18 protein-coding genes are annotated in these 17199 nt (G+C 48.1%); 14 read left to right on the top strand and 4 right to left on the bottom strand.

From position 1 onward, the window contains the following. The first annotated feature begins 67 nt into the window (after positions 1-67). Positions 68-265 carry a hypothetical protein gene (locus I4W93_RS08775; RefSeq protein ID WP_205313675.1) on the top strand — a complete coding sequence of 66 codons (198 nt, stop codon included), beginning with the start codon at positions 68-70 and terminating at the stop codon, positions 263-265. Here the strand turns inward: I4W93_RS08775 and hdfR are convergent, their stop codons facing one another. Continuing rightward, positions 266-1123 carry an HTH-type transcriptional regulator HdfR gene (gene hdfR, locus I4W93_RS08770; protein WP_205313676.1) on the bottom strand — a complete coding sequence of 286 codons (858 nt, stop codon included), beginning with the start codon at positions 1121-1123 and terminating at the stop codon, positions 266-268. Positions 1124-1252: 129 nt separating this feature from the next. Between hdfR and I4W93_RS08765 the strand changes: the two genes are divergently transcribed. Then, positions 1253-1600 (top strand): MaoP family protein, encoded by a 348-nt coding sequence (locus I4W93_RS08765; protein WP_205313677.1) that lies wholly within the window; start codon positions 1253-1255, stop codon positions 1598-1600. A 38-nt stretch (positions 1601-1638) separates the two neighbouring features. Here the strand turns inward: I4W93_RS08765 and I4W93_RS08760 are convergent, their stop codons facing one another. Both I4W93_RS08760 and I4W93_RS08755 read right to left on the bottom strand, forming a co-directional pair. Continuing rightward, positions 1639-3888 (bottom strand): putative bifunctional diguanylate cyclase/phosphodiesterase, encoded by a 2250-nt coding sequence (locus tag I4W93_RS08760; RefSeq protein ID WP_205313678.1) that lies wholly within the window; start codon positions 3886-3888, stop codon positions 1639-1641. Positions 3889-3955: 67 nt separating this feature from the next. Then, positions 3956-6718, bottom strand: a complete 2763-nt coding sequence (locus tag I4W93_RS08755) for an insulinase family protein (RefSeq protein WP_205313679.1) — start codon at positions 6716-6718, stop codon at positions 3956-3958. A gap of 204 nt (positions 6719-6922) precedes the next feature. On the opposite strand from I4W93_RS08755, the gene sixA reads away from it, so the two are divergent. After that, on the top strand, positions 6923-7411 hold the full coding sequence (gene sixA, locus I4W93_RS08750) for a phosphohistidine phosphatase SixA (protein WP_205313680.1): 489 nt from the start codon (positions 6923-6925) through the stop codon (positions 7409-7411). Here the strand turns inward: sixA and smrB are convergent. After that, the gene (smrB, locus tag I4W93_RS08745) at positions 7408-7950 is read right to left on the bottom strand and encodes an endonuclease SmrB (RefSeq protein ID WP_205313681.1); all 543 of its coding nucleotides are present in this window, start codon (positions 7948-7950) and stop codon (positions 7408-7410) included. The two genes, sixA and smrB, sit on opposite strands and share 4 nt — an antisense overlap. A 53-nt stretch (positions 7951-8003) precedes the next feature. Between smrB and prmB the strand changes: the two genes are divergently transcribed. The 11 genes from prmB to I4W93_RS08690 all read left to right on the top strand — a co-directional run bounded on the left by prmB (position 8004) and on the right by I4W93_RS08690 (position 17086). Continuing rightward, the gene (gene prmB, locus I4W93_RS08740; protein ID WP_205313682.1) at positions 8004-8963 is read left to right on the top strand and encodes a 50S ribosomal protein L3 N(5)-glutamine methyltransferase; all 960 of its coding nucleotides are present in this window, start codon (positions 8004-8006) and stop codon (positions 8961-8963) included. A 9-nt stretch (positions 8964-8972) separates the two neighbouring features. Beyond that, complete coding sequence (aroC, locus tag I4W93_RS08735) at positions 8973-10076, top strand: chorismate synthase (protein WP_205313683.1); 1104 nt, start codon at positions 8973-8975, stop codon at positions 10074-10076. Positions 10077-10084: 8 nt separating this feature from the next. Beyond that, entirely contained in the window at positions 10085-11257 is a 1173-nt protein-coding gene (locus tag I4W93_RS08730) for an MFS transporter (RefSeq protein ID WP_205313684.1), read from the top strand. Between the two features lie 120 nt (positions 11258-11377). Beyond that, positions 11378-12508, top strand: a complete 1131-nt coding sequence (locus I4W93_RS08725) for an ATP-NAD kinase family protein (RefSeq protein WP_205313685.1) — start codon at positions 11378-11380, stop codon at positions 12506-12508. Position 12509: 1 nt separating this feature from the next. Continuing rightward, a complete protein-coding gene (locus I4W93_RS08720; RefSeq protein ID WP_205313686.1) occupies positions 12510-12800 on the top strand; it encodes a YfcL family protein in 291 nt (96 codons plus the stop codon). A gap of 85 nt (positions 12801-12885) precedes the next feature. After that, positions 12886-13503 (top strand): BamJ family beta-barrel-assembly machinery protein, encoded by a 618-nt coding sequence (gene bamJ, locus I4W93_RS08715; RefSeq protein WP_205313687.1) that lies wholly within the window; start codon positions 12886-12888, stop codon positions 13501-13503. A gap of 123 nt (positions 13504-13626) precedes the next feature. Then, on the top strand, positions 13627-14088 hold the full coding sequence (locus I4W93_RS08710) for a GNAT family N-acetyltransferase (RefSeq protein WP_205313688.1): 462 nt from the start codon (positions 13627-13629) through the stop codon (positions 14086-14088). Positions 14089-14253: 165 nt separating this feature from the next. Then, positions 14254-14580 (top strand): low molecular weight protein tyrosine phosphatase family protein, encoded by a 327-nt coding sequence (locus I4W93_RS08705; protein ID WP_205313689.1) that lies wholly within the window; start codon positions 14254-14256, stop codon positions 14578-14580. 96 nt (positions 14581-14676) lie between these two features. Further along, a complete protein-coding gene (locus I4W93_RS08700) occupies positions 14677-15132 on the top strand; it encodes a helix-turn-helix domain-containing protein (protein WP_205313690.1) in 456 nt (151 codons plus the stop codon). A 158-nt stretch (positions 15133-15290) separates the two neighbouring features. Then, entirely contained in the window at positions 15291-16604 is a 1314-nt protein-coding gene (locus I4W93_RS08695; RefSeq protein WP_205313691.1) for a hypothetical protein, read from the top strand. A gap of 8 nt (positions 16605-16612) precedes the next feature. Further along, positions 16613-17086, top strand: a complete 474-nt coding sequence (locus tag I4W93_RS08690; RefSeq protein WP_205313692.1) for a hypothetical protein — start codon at positions 16613-16615, stop codon at positions 17084-17086. Positions 17087-17199 lie beyond the last annotated feature (113 nt).

The following is a 17199-nucleotide window of genomic DNA, read 5'->3' as shown; positions in this document are numbered from 1 at the left end:
ATTCATATTACAGGCCGGTATAATTACCGGCCTGTAGTTTGATTGTTATTATCGTGGAGGACATTCGGTGTTAGTGTTACCCGTATTGTGGCTGCTTACAGCTGCTGGTATTTATATTGCGGCACTTCGCAGTGGTATGACTGCGCTAAAATGGGCTTTCGCTGCTATCTTTACCGGCCCGTTACTCTTACCCTTGTTTAATAGCCATAAACGCTTAGTGCTGAACAAAGCACATGGCCGAAATACGGTGTTATTCCGGCCGTAATTACTGGCTACGTTGTAGCAGCGTTTTAAGCTGGTCAATGATATCGCTTATTTGGCTACGTTGTGTTGCTTTGGGTAGTGATACCGCAAATAGCTCCCGCGTCATCACCGGCGCATCTTTAATCAGCATTAAGCTGTTATCGGCCAGTAATAGCTTTACCATGGTTTCTGGCAGATAAGCTGACCCTCCGCATTGCTGCATCAGTTCCAATGCAATACGGGCGCTGCCAGTGCGCAGATAAGGCGGTGGTAGCTCTGGGAAGTGACGGGCATGCTGCATTGCGAAGGCAGTGCCCCAGTCAACCAGAATATATCGCCGCTGCATGGCCTCAGCGACATGGTGTTCAGCCAGTGTCGTCACCGGCAATAATTTGATATCCCCCAGCTTGTCTACCTGCATTTCATCTACTTTGGGCGCATCAAACAGTACCGCCAGGTCCAGATGCCGTTCCAGTACTTGGCGGGCTATCTGATCTTTACCCATCGACTCAGCGCGCCATGACAAATCAGGCAGATGTTGCTGAATATGAATAAAGCTCTGAAGCAGAAAGGCCTCCCACACGTTGGCCGTAGACGCTATAGACAATTGCAAGGCTTGCTCGGCACTTACCGCGACATCCTGCTTAGCCCGTTGCAGCGCTGTTAGCATGGCCTCAGCATGGGGTAACAGGCGCTCGCCAGCTGCTGTCAGTTGTATGTTATTGCGATAACGGCTAAACAGGTTAACACCAAGTTGTTGTTCGAGTTGACGAATGCGAAAGCTGACAGCGGATTGGGTCAAGTAAAGGTTTTCAGCTGCTTTACCAAAATGTCTGGTACGTTGAACTTCGATAAAGGTTTTAAGCAGTTCGGTATCCAAATCAAATCCTTCATTAATTTTATGGTGTCGATAAAAAATATTTGTTTTACGACTGGAATTTTGTTAACCATACTCCGCACAGTTTAAACAGGCTAGCTTGATATTCAACGAGATTAGAGGAAAAAAGTGATGCAGCAAAGTTTTGTCGCTAACCGTCGCTTTTTCGATGACGGTAACTTCCCTCGAGGATTTACGCGGTCTGGGCGTTTTACTCTGGCAGAAGGCAATATGCTGGAGAAACATGGGGTGGCAATGCAGGAGCTGGAGCAGGGTAGTCGTGCGCCGGTGAATGATGAAGAAAAACGCTTTATATCAGTGTGCAAAGGTGAACAACCGGCCACAACGGCGTTTGAGAAGATTTGGCTGAAATATAAACAACGCCTGGCAGAGAAACGTAAGTTTCATACCGTGTTTGGTAAAAAACGCATCGCCGATGGCAGTGAAGATTTTTCATACGTCGAGACTGACTCAGACTAGCCCGAAAGCCCCTTGATGGGGCTTTTCTGTATCTGCAGCTAGCTCAAAACGGCAGCGCTGTGGGTTTTGCTGCGCTGTATTTTCTGCAAGCGTAAGAAGTCGGCAAAGTCGGTAGCGGATAACGGTTTACTGTAGTAGTAACCCTGAATGACTTCACAACGTAGCTTACGCAGCATATCCAGTTGTTCGGCTTGCTCAACGCCTTCGGCAACCACTGTCAAGCTAAGGTTGTGAGCAATAGTCACAATAGTATCGACCATGTTTCTGCCGCGCGCAGTATTCATATCATCAATAAACGCTTTATCAATTTTCAGTGTATTTAACGGAAACTGCTTTAAGTACGCCAGTGAAGAGTAGCCGGTGCCGAAATCGTCCATCGCCAGGTGAATGCCACGAGCCCGCAGCTTTTTCATGGTTTCAATAGCCTGCGGCGGTGATTGCATTACCGTCCCTTCAGTAATTTCCAATTCAAGATGATAAGAGGGTAACTCGGTCTGTTGCAGAATATCGTCTATTTGTTCACATAAAAATGGCAGGCTAAACTGGCGCGATGACAGGTTTACCGCCACCCGGCCATGAAATAAGTTTTGATCTAACCAGGTTTTAACGTCGCGACAAGCCTGGCGTAATACGACCTCACCAATTTCAATAATTTGGCCGGTTTCTTCTGCCACCGGAATAAAGCTGGCGGGGCTTATCAGGCCTCCCTTGGGGGTGATAAAGCGCACCAGCGCTTCCATGCCCACTAAGGTACCGCTGATGATGTCCATCTTGGGTTGATAGTACACGCTAAAATAGTTTTCTTTCAGACCATGGCGGATCAGGTTTTCAACCTGTAATCGCTTAACGGCCAGTTTATTCATTGAATCGTTAAAAAACAGGTAACGGTTGGCGCCCTGGCTTTTGGCATGATACATGGCGGTATCGGCGTTGCGCAGCAGGGCTTGCGGATCATTGCCATCATCGGGAAACATGACGATGCCAATACTGCTGGTTATAGCCAGTTCGTGCTGGTTAACCATAATAGGTTGGTTGATCAGCGCAAGCAGTTCCTTTGCCAATGACGTAATAAAATGTAAATCGTTGGTCTGATCCAGCAACAACGCAAACTCATCTCCACCCAGCCGGTAAAGCCGATCGCGGTATTGCGGATAGTTACTCAGGCGCACTGCCAGCTTACACAATAGGTTGTCGCCTAACTCATGGCCTAGCGAGTCATTAATTTTTTTAAAATTATCTAAATCAAAAACCAATAGCGCATGTTGGGTATTTTCATCAACAAATTGTGCCAGCTTTTGCATAAATACCGCACGGTTAGGCAAGCCGGTTAGGGTATCACTGCTGGCCAGACGGCTGAGTTCGGCTTCTTTGGCTTTACGTTCGGTAATGTCTGAAAAAACGGCGACGTACTGATTAATCACGCCATGATCATCTTTAATAACGTCAAAAGTCAGCTCGGCCTGGTAAATATCGCCAGATTGCCGTTGTTCACGTATTTCACCGCTCCAACTACCCTGGCGCAGTATGGTATGGCGAATTTCGTGCATAAAACGACTGGGGTACATAGTCAGTTCAAAGCGCTGCTGCAGCACTTGTTCACGCGTCTTACCGGTAATATGGCTAAACGATGGGTTAACTTCAATAATATTGAAATCGATGTCACAAATGACCACGGCGTCCGAGATGTTTTTTAAACAACGGGCAAACAACTGAAGTTGCTCTTCGGTCTGTTTTAGCTGATTGATGTTTTTCAGCGTGCCGGTCATGCGGCTGGGTTTGCCATCTGCGGTAAACTCGACCGTTTTGCCACGGTCTAGCACCCAGGTCCAGCTCTGATCTGCCGTTCTTAATCGATATGTTGCCTCAAAATGCGCAGTTCTACCGCACAAATGCAGTTGCAACTGCTCGCAGACACGGTCGATATCTTGTGGATGAATTTGCTGCTTGTTGGGCGGCACATCCTGGGTATCTGGTTGCAACGCAACCGGGTGCAGCCATGAACTGGAACGGTACAACTGACCGCTGCTAATATTCCAGTCCCACAGTTCATCGCCGCTGCCCCATAACGATAAACGCAACCGCTCTTCACTGCTTTCTAACTTGGCCTGATAGCGGCGCATTTTTAAAATACTGACATGCCCCAACACCAATGCACCAAAAGAGAACAGCAGCACCGTACTGATCAAGTATGGCTGAAAGCTGTCCCATGCTATAGCTTGCACGCCAAAGGATAAAAAGCTAAGCAGTAATACACTGATAAATTGAGTTTTTTTAGATTTTACTAACACTTATAATGGCTAGTCAGAAAAAAGAAAGCTTACGTTATATAACTTTACCGACACTGTCAAAAGCAATTTAGGCTTGCGCCAGCAACTGCTTCAAGCTGGCGGCATCGCTAAACCGCAAATGGCTGTGTTCTGGCTTACCATCAGTTGCCAGAAAAATCGCATCATAACTGGGTAGCAACAGTTGCTGAAGAAACACAATAAATTGCTGCAGTGACAACGCGGATAGCGCCTGTGCAATTTGTTCATTAAGGTTAAACTGATGATCTTCCTGGCCCAGAGCCAGCCAGTACCGTTTCGCCCTGGCGCCAAGGCTATTGTCCCGCTCATTAAGTTGTGACAGCAATCCTTGTTTTAGCTCGTCAAACTCGTCTGGCGTTAACGCTTCGGTATCGCTTAAGAAGGCACGGAAAAACATGACTGTCGCTTGATACAACTGCTCACAGTGGGTGCTTGGCGATTGCACATAGAAGGCGATGCCCGGCAACGTATTAATAGGCACATAACCTGTGCCAACCAGGTAGCCTAATTGTTGTTCAGTACGCAGCTGATGGAAATACTCCGGTGACATCACATGATTTGCCAGCATAAACAGCGCCATATCTTGCGGCTGGGCTTGCTGTGCCGGTAAATAGATTACCAGCGCATGGTCGTTATGCTCAACGTTAACCGGCAACCACACCGGGCCCTGACCTTGCAATTTGAACGATGGGTTAGCTAAGCGTTGGCCTGTACTGTGCAGCGTAGCCTGCCATTGCTGCAACGAATCGGTTAATTGCCTTGCTGCTGTAGCGGGCCAGTTGCCCAGTAACAGGCTCTCGACATGCACTTGTTGCAGCAGCTGTTGATCAAACTCAACAAATTGATTAAAGCTAAGTTGATCCAGCGCATCGGCCAATTGCTCAATCTCCGGGTTGCTGGGTTGTAACAGCGCAGAAAGCTGGCTAAATAGACGGGCAACAGGTTTATTTTTGCTGCTGTTGCGCCAATGACGGCTAAGTTGGCGTTTTAACTCATCAAAGCGGGATTCATAAAACTGCTGATTGTGCATTTGCTGCAGTATTTGTTGCAACAATAACAATTGATTTGCCGCCAGTCCGCTGGTGTGAATAGCAATGCCCTGACGATGCACGTGCAGATGGTACATTAAGCCTATGGTAGTAGCGGCATAAAACTGCTGATTGATGTTGTCATGAAACATTTCCACCCACAGCCGTGTCGCCGCCATTTGCCAGCAGCCCAATACGCTAGCGGGCAGGCTTAGTTGAACAAAAATATGGCCTTTGGGGGTGTTAAAATCAGCGTCGGCTTTATGCCAGACACTAAGCCCGGGAGCCTGGTGCACAGCAACGGGGATTGGCATGTGTTCGCTGACGGGCAGCAGGCTAAGCTCACCGCTAAGGTAAGGGTTAACATCCGGTAGATAAATGGCGGCTTGTGGTGCGGCACGGTTTAAGCGTTGTAGCAATGACTCTGGCAGTCGCTCAATGCTGTAGGGGGTATCATACCAACGCGCTTGTCGGTCGGTATGCACATCAGGTGCAATTAACATCAAGCGCATATTGGCCGTGGTAAAAAAGCTAAGGATCTGCTGGTACAGTTCTTCAGATGGCAGTTCCATGCGGTAGTCGCCAAAAATAACATCAGATGCCGGATAGTGCTGCATACTAACCGACAGATGATTCGCCGTTTGTAACGCGGTGGACGGTTCCTGATATAAAAACCCCCACTGTAATAATTTTTGTCGCTCTGCAAACAAGGCAGTAGGAAAAGCCTGCTGCTTTAACATAGCCAAGGTGCTAAATAAGGCGTGTAAAATAGTATCTCGCTCAAGCAAGCCCTGCTCTGTTAGTTCAAATGCTACCGTAAAATCTTTATAGTTGCTGCCATCTATGCCTCCGCCTGCGCTAAGTTGGTTCACCAGTCGCAACTGCTTTAAATAGCTTAACAGTGAGCCTGGACCCTCATCGCCGAGTAAGTGGGCAATAAAGCTGATAAGCTTGTAACGATACCAGCGCTGGATATCAGGTAGCGCAAAGCTAACGACTAATTTTTGTGTATGGCGGTGAGGCTGTATATTCAATTGAATGGATTGGTGTTCAGGTAAGTACAGGGCTGCCTCAAGTGGAGGTTTGGCAGCTAAATGGCTCGGCAAAGCTTGAAAATACCGTTCAGCTACATGGCATTGCTGCGCTAATGGCAGCGATGATACTAACGTTAGCGTCATGCGGCTGGCACTGTACTGTTGCTGGAAAAAATCGCGAAGCGCTTGTTGCAATGTGCCTGCATCACTGTCTGATAGCGTGCTGAGGTTACCCACCGAAAATTTTGCAAACGGATGTGCCGGATTAATCGTTTCTTTGTGTACCTGATAAATGCGTCTGCCGTCATCTTTTAACTTCAAAGAAAACTCGGCTTCTATGGCATGGCGTTCTTTTTCTACATACTCAGCGCTAAACAGCGGCTGGATAAACATGTCGGCAAAACGTTGCAAGCCGTCGGCGAAAAAACCAGTATCAATATCAAAGAAAAAGCTGCTGTGCTCGGTGCCGGTCCAAGCGTTATGACTGCCGCCATGGTGATTAATAAACTGCTGGTAATCGCCGGCTTGGGGATAATTGGCGGAGCCAAGAAACAACATATGCTCAAGGAAGTGCGCTAAGCCCTCGCGATCGGAGGGATCGTCAAAATGACCCACATTTACCGTTAGCGCTGCCGCACTTTTTTCAACGTCATCCTGCTGAACTAATATTACCGACAAACCGTTGCTCAACTGCAGATACTGGTATTGGCGTTTGTCGTTAGGGCTTTGCAAAAGCTGACTATTTTCCAAAAGTTATCCTTAATTAGCCGTATATCGTCTGGCGCTAAACAGGCTGAGCATAGCGATAAGTAATAAACAGCTTATGTGTTATGCGTTATTGGCAGTTACTCTTGATGACAACTTTCATTATCATAGCGCACTATTTTTACCTGGCTTATTGTTATTTGTTGAAGTCAGTACACAGGACTTACTAAGCAGTATGGTGTTCAATTAATGGTTAATCTCGTTATTATGCGTCATGGTGAAGCTGAGCCGATGTCTGCTCAGGACTGCCAACGCCAACTTACTGTAAGAGGTCAACATGACGTCAGCCAGATGGCGCTATGGCTACAACATCACTATGCAGCTTTTGATTGGATATGGGCAAGTCCGTATATGCGTACCAGACAAACTGCTGAACTAATGTTAGCCAAGCAAGCTGCGTTTAGCCAGCTGGAAATTATCCCAGACTTGGTGCCCGATGGCGATGCTAAGCTGTTTAGAAGCTATTTTGATGCCCGTATCAGCGAAAAACCTGATGCAAGGGTACTGCTGGTGTCGCATATGCCATTGGTAAGTTTTTTGGTAGAGGCTTTCACCGTGGTGGGGCAGGCGCCGGTGTTTAGTCCGGCACAGCTGGCATGTATTGATTATAAACCGCTGCAGGGTGGGCGGTTGTTAGAAAAGCTATCACCTCAAGAGCTGGCATTGCTAAGCTTTTAATTGGCAATTTTAAGTACCAATAGCAGCGCGCCGTGTTTACCCCAGCTTTTAGGCGCCGTGTGAAATGCTCTTACATTTGGGTGTTGGATTAACCAGTTAGGTACTTTTTTTGCCAATATGCCTAAGCCTTTACCATGCACAACACAGGCACAATTAAATTGCTGTTTATCACAGTATGCCAGTAACCCTGCCAGCTCAGTTTTAGCTTGTTGGGCGGTTAAACCATGTAAGTCTAATACAACCTGCGGTTGAAACTCGCCGCGCCGCAAACGGCCGGGTAAATGAGGATCATCACCCTGTTGTACCCAGCTTAACGTGCTGCTGTCCGCAACATAGCCTTCAAATTCATCGGAGAACCAGAACAAATTTTCATCAAGCTGTTTGCTTGAGACGTCTGTACGTCTTTTTTTCTTGCGAGGGGCGACAACTGGCGGTATCTTGTCCTGCGCGATCGGGCGGGCGCCCGTTATCGACTGGCGAAACAGTTGGCTGTCTTCAGCACTGATGCTGGTTGATGCTACACTAACTTTCTTTTGCATGACGCAAGTCTACGCAAACTGATCGGTTATTACAAAAAGAGCTTAAATCTATCATGTCTGATACTGGCGAATTGTTGTTTACCCCTGAACTGATAAGCGATGCTGTCGCTGAACTTATCACCGTGCATGATTGGTTGCGTTTTGCTGTGAGCAAAATGAATCAGGCTGATGTCTATCTGGGCCATGGCACAGATAATCCGTGGGATGAAGCGGCTAACCTGCTGGCTTTTGTACTGCATATGCCAGTGTTCACCGACGAAAAATTGTTTGCTACCCGGTTAACCTGTGCCGAACGTCAGCGCTATATCGCCTTGTTGCAACAGCGCATTGAGTTGCGCATACCGTCAGCCTACTTAAGCCGCCAGGCCTATTTTGCCGGCTTACCGTTTTATGTTGATGAACGGGTACTGGTGCCGCGTTCACCAATTGCTGAGTTAATTGCCGATAAGTTTATCCGCCAGCTGCACGGCAACACCCCGGCACATATTTTAGATTTATGCACGGGTTCTGGCTGTATCGCTATCGCTTGTGCTTATGCTTTTGCCGAGGCTCAGGTTGATGCTGTAGATATTAGCCCCGACGCATTGGAAGTGGCACAAATGAATATTGAGCATCATGGCTTGGAGCACAGGGTGTTTCCAATTTTATCTGATGGCTATGACGCGTTAACCGGCATGCAATATGACTTAATTGTTACTAATCCACCTTATGTTGACGCTGACGACATGGCTGATTTACCCGATGAATACCGCCACGAGCCGGAGCTAGGCCTGGCCTCTGGTGTGGATGGGCTGGCGTTAACGCGGCGTATATTACGTGAAGCCGCCGCGCATTTATCTGACAGCGGGGTACTGGTATGCGAAGTTGGCAACAGTATGGTGCAGTTGCAGCACGACTTTCCCGACGTGGAATTTGACTGGCTTGAGTTTAGCCACGGCGGTTTAGGCGTGTTTGCTATCAGTAAGGCTGAGCTGGAGCGCTGCCAGCATTTATTTAAAGATGCATTATGTTAAGGAGTGGCTATGGCTGGTAACAGTATCGGGCAATTGTTTAAGGTGACCACGTTTGGCGAAAGCCACGGTGTTGCTATTGGTGGTATTGTTGATGGTTGTCCGCCGGGTATGGCATTAACGGCCGAGGATTTACAGCTAGATTTAGACCGGCGCAAACCTGGCACCTCCCGCTATACCACGGCGCGGCGTGAAGAAGACGCGGTAAAAATTCTGTCCGGCGTGTTCGAAGATACCACTACCGGCGCTAGTATTGGTTTGTTGATAGAAAATACCGATCAGCGCTCACAAGATTATTCCAATATTAAAGAGCAATTCAGACCCGGCCATGCCGACTACACCTATTGGCATAAGTACGGTATCCGCGATTACAGAGGCGGCGGCCGTTCGTCGGCGCGCGAAACAGCTGTAAGAGTAGCGGCTGGCGCTATTGCAAAAAAATACCTGCGTGAACAATGCGGTATAGAAATTCGAGGCTACTTAGCCCAACTTGGGCCGGTAAAGGCCGAGTTAGTCAGTTGGCACGAAGTACAGAATAATGCATTTTTCTGCCCGGATCCGGCCAAGCTTGATGCATTAGATGAGTACATGCGGCAATTAAAAAAAGACGGTGACTCGGTGGGTGCCCGCGTCAATGTGGTGGCCAGCAATATGCCGGTAGGTTGGGGTGAGCCGGTGTTTGACCGTTTAGATGCCGATATTGCCCACGCAATGATGAGCATTAACGCGGTAAAAGCGATAGAAGTGGGCGACGGCTTTGCTGTGGTGGAGCAACGCGGTTCTACCCACCGTGATGAGTTAACGCCGCAAGGCTTTAGCGCGAATCATGCCGGTGGTGTGCTCGGTGGTATTTCGTCTGGTCAGGATTTGCTGGTGAGTATCGCACTTAAACCGACCTCAAGCATTAGCATCCCGGGTAAAAGTATCAATACCCGCGGTGAAGTAGTGGATGTAGTGACCAAAGGCCGGCACGACCCCTGTGTCGGTATTCGCGCGGTACCCATTGCTGAAGCCATGCTGGCGATTGTGTTAATGGACCATTACCTACGCCATCGTGCGCAAAACATGCACGTGCAGGTAAGCACGCCGGACATTGCCCGCAACAGCAGAGATTAACCCACCGTATGCTCAGTATCTCCGCCCGGCCAGCCTTAGTGCTGGCTTATTTTACTTATTTTGGTGTACTGGGCATCTTTGTGCCTTATTTTGCCCTGTTTCTCGATGGCCGGGGGTTAAATTCGGCTGATATCGGCTTACTGTTAGCTATTGTTACCGCCAGCCGGATTGTAGGGCCATCGGTGTGGGCTCTGGTTGCCGATCGCAGTGGTAAACCGTTAACGGTAATGCGGGTCGGGGCGCTGTTGGCGGCTATTGGTTGGCTTAGCAGTTTTGCCGACTATGGTTTTTGGCCATTGCTGGCGGGTTTTGCCCTGTTTAGCTTTTTCTGGACCGCTATTTTACCGCAGTTAGAAGTGTCGGCTTTTGCATTTTTAAATGACGACACGCAAGCCTACAGCCGCATTCGTACCGCCGGTAGTGTCGGTTATATAGTGTTGGTCATACTCGGTGGTTGGCTGTTTGAGCGCTATGGCAGCGAGTTTTTACCGTTATCAGCGCTGCTATTTTTGTTGTTGTTAATCGCCAGCTTATTTATGTTGCCCAAAGTCAGTGTTAGCACTGAACTGAGCAGTGAAGCCGTGTCGTTTAGTACCTTGCTTAAAAACAGCGTGTTGCTGCGGTTTATGTTGGCGGCGCTGTTATTGCAAATCAGCTTTGCGCCATTTTATGGTTTTTTTACGCTGTATAGTCGTGACTTGGGCTATAGCGGAAGTCAAACCGGCATATTTATTGGTTTGTCGATAGCGGCAGAAATTTTGGCTTTTTATTTTGCCGGCAGCCTGATGCGTAACCGCAGTTATCGGCTGTTATTGGGGATCTGCTACGGCGTGACCGTGTTACGCTGGTATCTACTCGCCTCGGTGGCAGACAATGTATGGTGGCTGTGTTTTAGTATGCTACTGCATGCTGGTAGTTTTGCTATCGCCCACAGCTGTGCCATGCAATTTATTCAACAATTTTTTCCAAAAAAACTGCGTAGTCGTGGCCAGGCGTTGTACGCCGGCGTAATTTTTGGTGGCGGGGGCGCGCTGGGGGCCTATTTTTCTGGCTTACTATGGCAGGACGGCGCCGGTGCCAGTACAACCTTTTATGTGGCCGCAGTTATCGCCTTGGCAGCCACGGTATTGGCATTAACATTACCCGGGCGTAAGCCGGCTAGCGCGGATCTTGTTACCTAAAGGTTTTATTCAGCTCAAGCCCACTCACACGGCGCTTACCTGGAAATTGCCTTAACACTGGGCAAGTTAGGGTTAAGGCTTTACAATAGCCGCGATTTTTTGGCGGTTAAAAGGTGTGGTATGGCGAATTTGTTTCGGCTGGGGCTAATTATTAATCCGCTGGCTGGCCTGGGCGGCAGTGTGGGCTTAAAAGGCTCAGACGGTCAGGCTTTACAGGCCTTAGCACTTGGCGCCACACCACAAGCTATGAACCGCGCCACAACCGCGTTAACTGAGCTGCTAAGCCAGCGCGATAAGTTTACCGTGCTTACCGTAGCCGGTGATATGGGCCAAAGCGTTTGTGAAGCCTTAGGTTTGCATTATCAGCTGGTGTATTCGCCGCAAGTTTGGCCCTCTACTGCAGCAGATACTGAGGCCGCAGCCGTGTTGTTAGCAGAGCAGGGTGTCGATATTTTGCTGTTTGCCGGCGGTGACGGTACCGCACGTAATATCTGTGCTGCCGTGGGTGAGCGTACCACCGTACTGGGTATTCCGGCCGGGGTGAAAATTCACTCTGGTGTCTATGCTATCTCACCACAGGCCGCAGGTAAGTTGGTTGCGACCCTGATTGCCGGTGAATTGGTATCACTTAGCGAAGCGGCTGTGATGGATATTGACGAGCAGGCATTTCGCGCCGGTGTTGTAAAGGCGCGCCGGTTTGGCGCAATGCGTATTCCGGCGCAGCTGCGTTATGTGCAAAGCGTTAAAATGGGCGGCCGTGAGTCTGAAGAGCTGGTGCTGGCCGATTTAGCCGCTTATGTTGCCGCGCAGCTGGAAGATAATGTGCGCTATGTTATGGGCTCGGGCTCTACGGTAGCCGCGGTGATGGCAGAGCTGGGCCTGGATAACACGTTATTGGGCGTTGATGTTATCGAAAACGGCCAGCTTATCGCCAAAGATGTGACAGCCAAGCAGTTACTTGCTTTGGTACAGGATTATCCCAGTAAGCTTATCATCACCTTAATCGGTGGCCAGGGCCATGTGTTTGGCCGCGGCAACCAGCAGCTTTCACCCGACGTAATACGCGCTATCGGCCGTGACAATATGTTACTTATTGCCAGCAAGGCTAAGCTGACACAACTGGACGGCCGGCCGCTGCTAGCCGATACCGGTGATGCTTTGCTGGATAAACAACTTACCGGTTTAATCAATATACTTACCGGCTACAACGACTATGTTATGTACCGTTTAGGTTACGAGGATGAAAGTTAATATGACAGCAGTATCAGCACCGGAGCATTTTATCGACGCGGCCGCCGAGTTATTTGATGCCTTAGTACCGCTGGCCAGTGATGACGAGCTATTTGCTTCGGGTTATCTGCGCGGCCATTTTGATTTAGCGGTTGGCACCTTACAGGTTGCCGCTCAGCCATTCTCTAAGGCCGAGGTGATCAAGCAGGTTAATACCTCGCTAGCCCAAGCCATTGCCAATGGCGAGTTGACTGAGCAGGACCAACAGCATGTAAACACTATTTGGCAACGGCTGCAGCAACTGAGTAGCTAAGCTGGCAAGACATCAGTGTGCTTTTTTGCTAGCATAAGCGCACTTTTAACCTGAAGCATTGGCTTCGTTAGCATAAGTGGAACTCATGTCAGATAAATATACAACGCTTGAACAGCACGCCAGCTATGGTATTGGTTTACAAATGGGCCAACAATTGGCCGACAACCCGTTTGACGGTTTAGACATCGACGCGGTAGCGGCTGGTGTTATCGCTGCGTTTACTGAGCAAGCGCCAGAAGTGAGCGACGAGCAAATCCGTGCCGCCTTTGGTGTAATAAGCGAGCGCATGCAAGCCGAACAAGCTGAGAAAGCCGAATTATTAGCCGGTGCCGGTGAGGCCTTCCTGGCCGAAAACGCCAAGCGCCCGGAAGTTACCGTAACCGCATCGGGCTTACAGTATGAAGTGTTGGTTGCCGCAGAAGGCGAAAAGCCTACACGTGAATCTACTGTACGCACGCACTACCACGGTACCTTAATTGATGGCACCGTATTTGACAGCTCGTATCAACGTGGCGAGCCGGCAGAATTCCCGGTATCAGGCGTTATCGCCGGTTGGACAGAAGCGCTGCAATTGATGGCGCCAGGTGGCAAACTGCGGTTATATATTCCGCATAACCTGGCCTATGGCGAGCGCGGCGCTGGCAATGCTATTGCACCGTTCAGCACGCTAGTGTTTGATGTAGAGCTGTTAGCTATTCTGTAATAGCTATACTGTTCCTTGCACAAGGCCCTGCATTGCAGGGCTTTGTTGTTTTTAGTCGCAGTTAAGCCATTTAGCTAATTAACACTGCGACCAATTTGCCGCAAACAGCTTAAGGTGAGCCATATGTACCACATTCGTTCTTATCAACCCGGTGAAGAGCCGCTGCTGCGCGAGCTGTTTTATAACACGGTGCACAATGTTAACCAGCGCGACTACACGCCAGAGCAGCGTAATGCCTGGGCGCCAGTAAAGTATGATGAAAACGCCTGGGCTATGCGCATGCTTGAAAGTGAGCCCTTTGTTGCGCTGGATAACGACACTATCGTTGGTTTTGCTGATGTGCAAAATGATGGCTATATCGATTTTTTCTTTTGCCACCATACCTATCAGGGTAAAGGCGTAGGCAAAGCACTGATGAAGCACCTGCTAAAAGCCGGCAAGCGCTATGGCGTCACACGCTTTTACGCCAATGTTAGCCTGACTGCTAAACCGTTTTTCGAGCATTATGGTTTTGTCGTGCTAACCGAGCAGCAAAAAGAAGTGCGCGGTGTGGTGCTAACTAACTTTTTGATGGAAAAGCGTTAAGGTATACGTTGTTCTTAATAGTTGTCATGCTAAGCAAAGCTCCAAAAGACAATGCTGTGACTAAATTATGGTGCAGTATGAATGACATAACCTTTACAGCGACAGGTTATCGATACTTAATTGCCGGTTGATTATTGAACACCCGCGTTGGAGGCAAAAAGAATCATGACAAACGTATTGTTTATCTGTAGCCGAAATCAGTGGCGTAGCCCCACAGCTGAAACTGTTTGGCGCAGACATCCAGATATCAATGTCCGCTCTGCAGGTACAAGCCCTAATGCCCGCAAGACGGTAGGTACTGCAGATATCCATTGGGCTGATATCATTTTGGTGATGGAACAAAAGCATAAAAATAGGTTAGCTGCTGAATTTAGTCGTCTTTTAGATGATAAGCCCATTCATGTATTGGATATCCCAGACGACTACAAATACATGGACTCTGAGCTGGTGGATATTTTGCAGGAGTCGGTCGCCGCTTGTCTTGGTGCTTAATACTGTGTTGCTGTCGGCTAAATGTCGGGTACATTGCGTACCTGACAGAAGATAAAATAACTCATGCTGCTGGTTCAGGAGCACAGGAGCAACTTAATGATTTTAAAACAACTGCGTCTTAGCCGACACATCTCTCAAGAACAATTAGCGCAAATGTCCGGGCTTAATGTTCGCACCATTCAGCGCATTGAGAGCGGTCACAATGCCAGTGTCGAATCGTTAAAATGTCTCGCTGCTGCTCTTGATGTCGATGTAACTACACTGAACCAGGAGACATTTATGATGGATAAACACAACGATGATTGGCAAAGACTACCGCTATTTTTAAAAATATGGTTTTGGTTAAACCTGTTACAAGTGCGGCCAGAACGCAATACAGCAAAGCGGGCAGAAATTATGTCGCATTGTGCTGGTTTTATTTTTTGCTGCTTTGGGCTGGTAAATGAAGCAGCTTTAGCCGGTGGCCTTATCATGCTCGCAGTAGCCTATTTTTACTCAATGCTAAAGTGGCAAGGCGACAAATACGGCATCTGGTATGAGCCTGAGGCCTAAGCCAGCGCGTCAACGAAGTAACAAACGGCTGTTCGCAAACACGAAACCAATGTAGTTGCGGCAAAACAACGTTTGACATTAGCCCGTCAGGTTGTAAAAATGCGCAAGTTGTAAAATTTATGTTTAGAAAAGGCGCTTTTTATAAACAAGGTGGCAGGATGCAAGACCAGCAATTCAATGGCGTAGTTCTGGAAGATAAATGGGGTAAAACCTATCTATGCAGCAGTTGTTTGCTCGCCAGAGCGGATTTAGGTGACGATTGTATACCAGATGTCAGAGATAGAGAGTTTGGCCGCTATTTTCTGCAAGATCTTGAACCGTCTGGTAATTTACGCCAGCTGTGGATAGACATGTATCAGCATGCTAAACCCTGGGTGCACGACTTATCTAAGTTTAACGATTTCCAGCTGCGCGATGCGCTGTTGCAAATGTTTGCCTTGGATGAAATGCGCATTTGGCAACTCAGCGACGGCTGGGGCCAGCCACCAAAAGGTAACGGCATAGGCGACGGCGGTTTAGTTCCAGCCAGCGGCAGCAGCGCAGGCCCGGCACCGGTGGCTAAAACCGCCAAACCCAAAGGCGGTGGTGTGGCAACAGATGCGCCAGTAGCGGCTAAGGCAGCTTCGCATGAGGCGAAGAGCCCACCAGCAGCTAAGACACCTGCCAGCTCACCGCAGAGTTTGGAAGATTGCGAAGCTTTGCTGAAAAAGGCTGCTGACGATTTAGCCATCAATGGTTATGTGCCTAAATACTCAGATGCTGAGCTACGCACTATGGCTGCGGCGGGAACAGTACCAAATGACCGTTTCCTGGTGCGATTTAGTCCATCCGCAGAGTCTGTCGACAAGCCGATTGCTCACATGCGCCAATCTGGTCGCCATCCTTTATGGATGTCGACTTTTGATATGATTGAGCGGGCTGATACTGATCCTGCCCTAATAGCTGATGTTTTTGGCACTGAATATAGCCCTGACAAAGAGTACACCTTGTATATTATCGATCGCGGTGAAAACTATCAGATTGACGGTTCAGATACGTTTGTACCTACCTTTAATAATATTGCGAGCAAACTCAAAAATGAATTTTCTGGTGACATTGAACCTGAGATTATCGATAACGTAATGACACCAGAATACGCAGAGGATTTTAGGGAGCATTGGTCAGGTTTCACTCAAGATCTTAAGAATAATGGCAAGAAACCATGGATGTGTTACGACACTGACGAAGCTGAAAACTTCGCAGTTAAACATATTGATGATGTTAACGAGCAAGAAAAATTCGTAGCGCGACAAAAGATACTTTCTGAAATCGGTGCATGGGATATATTTACCGGTGATGGTCTCACTGAACGATACAGTAAAAAAGGTACGCCGGGTGCATTGGAAGTACTAGAAATTCAGCATAAGCCGGAGTCATTTAGAGAGCTCGAGGCCCGTAATTCCGTGAAAGCTATAAAACTATCGGGGAAATAATCGACATTATGAGAGACATTAATCTTTTAAATACTGATTCAGCCAAAGCTTCATTTAGGCATCTGGTTGAAGAAGCCTTGGATGATACAGGCAACAAACTGGTTCGGTATTTTTCCAATGATAAGTTACTGGTAATTTATCGAATCAGCAAAGGCAAAATTGACGACACAGAAAACCAGTCTGAACTCCCTCTAACGTCATTGTCTTGGCTGAAAGAAACTATTGTAAATGGCTTTTGGCGCTTGCCGTCAGCGGGTGGATTACCAAAAGATAAGCATAGCGTTTCAGCAACTTTTAATGGTGAGGAAATTTTGTTAGGCCGGAGTATGAACGCGGGGGATTATGGTAGAACTGGATTCAAGATAGTGAACAAAAGTCGAAAGTCACACATTATGCCATCTCGTCCACAAGAGTTTCAGATATCAGACGAACAGGTCGAAAAGGTGTTACTACCGTTAATTGACCGATTGGGTGTCAGTTAGTGTGGGGTTTTGTAAGCAATAAATCCAATTAATACTAAGCATATTGTGAGCTATAACGCACTACAAATGTCGGTAGACAAAGTGAACACATTCCTGAGAAAAAGGGGTCGGAG

This window comes from Rheinheimera maricola (assembly GCF_016918075.2).
GTDB classification, from domain to species: Bacteria; Pseudomonadota; Gammaproteobacteria; order Enterobacterales; family Alteromonadaceae; genus Alishewanella; species Alishewanella maricola_A.
This window is presented reverse-complemented; position numbering and strand designations above follow the sequence as displayed.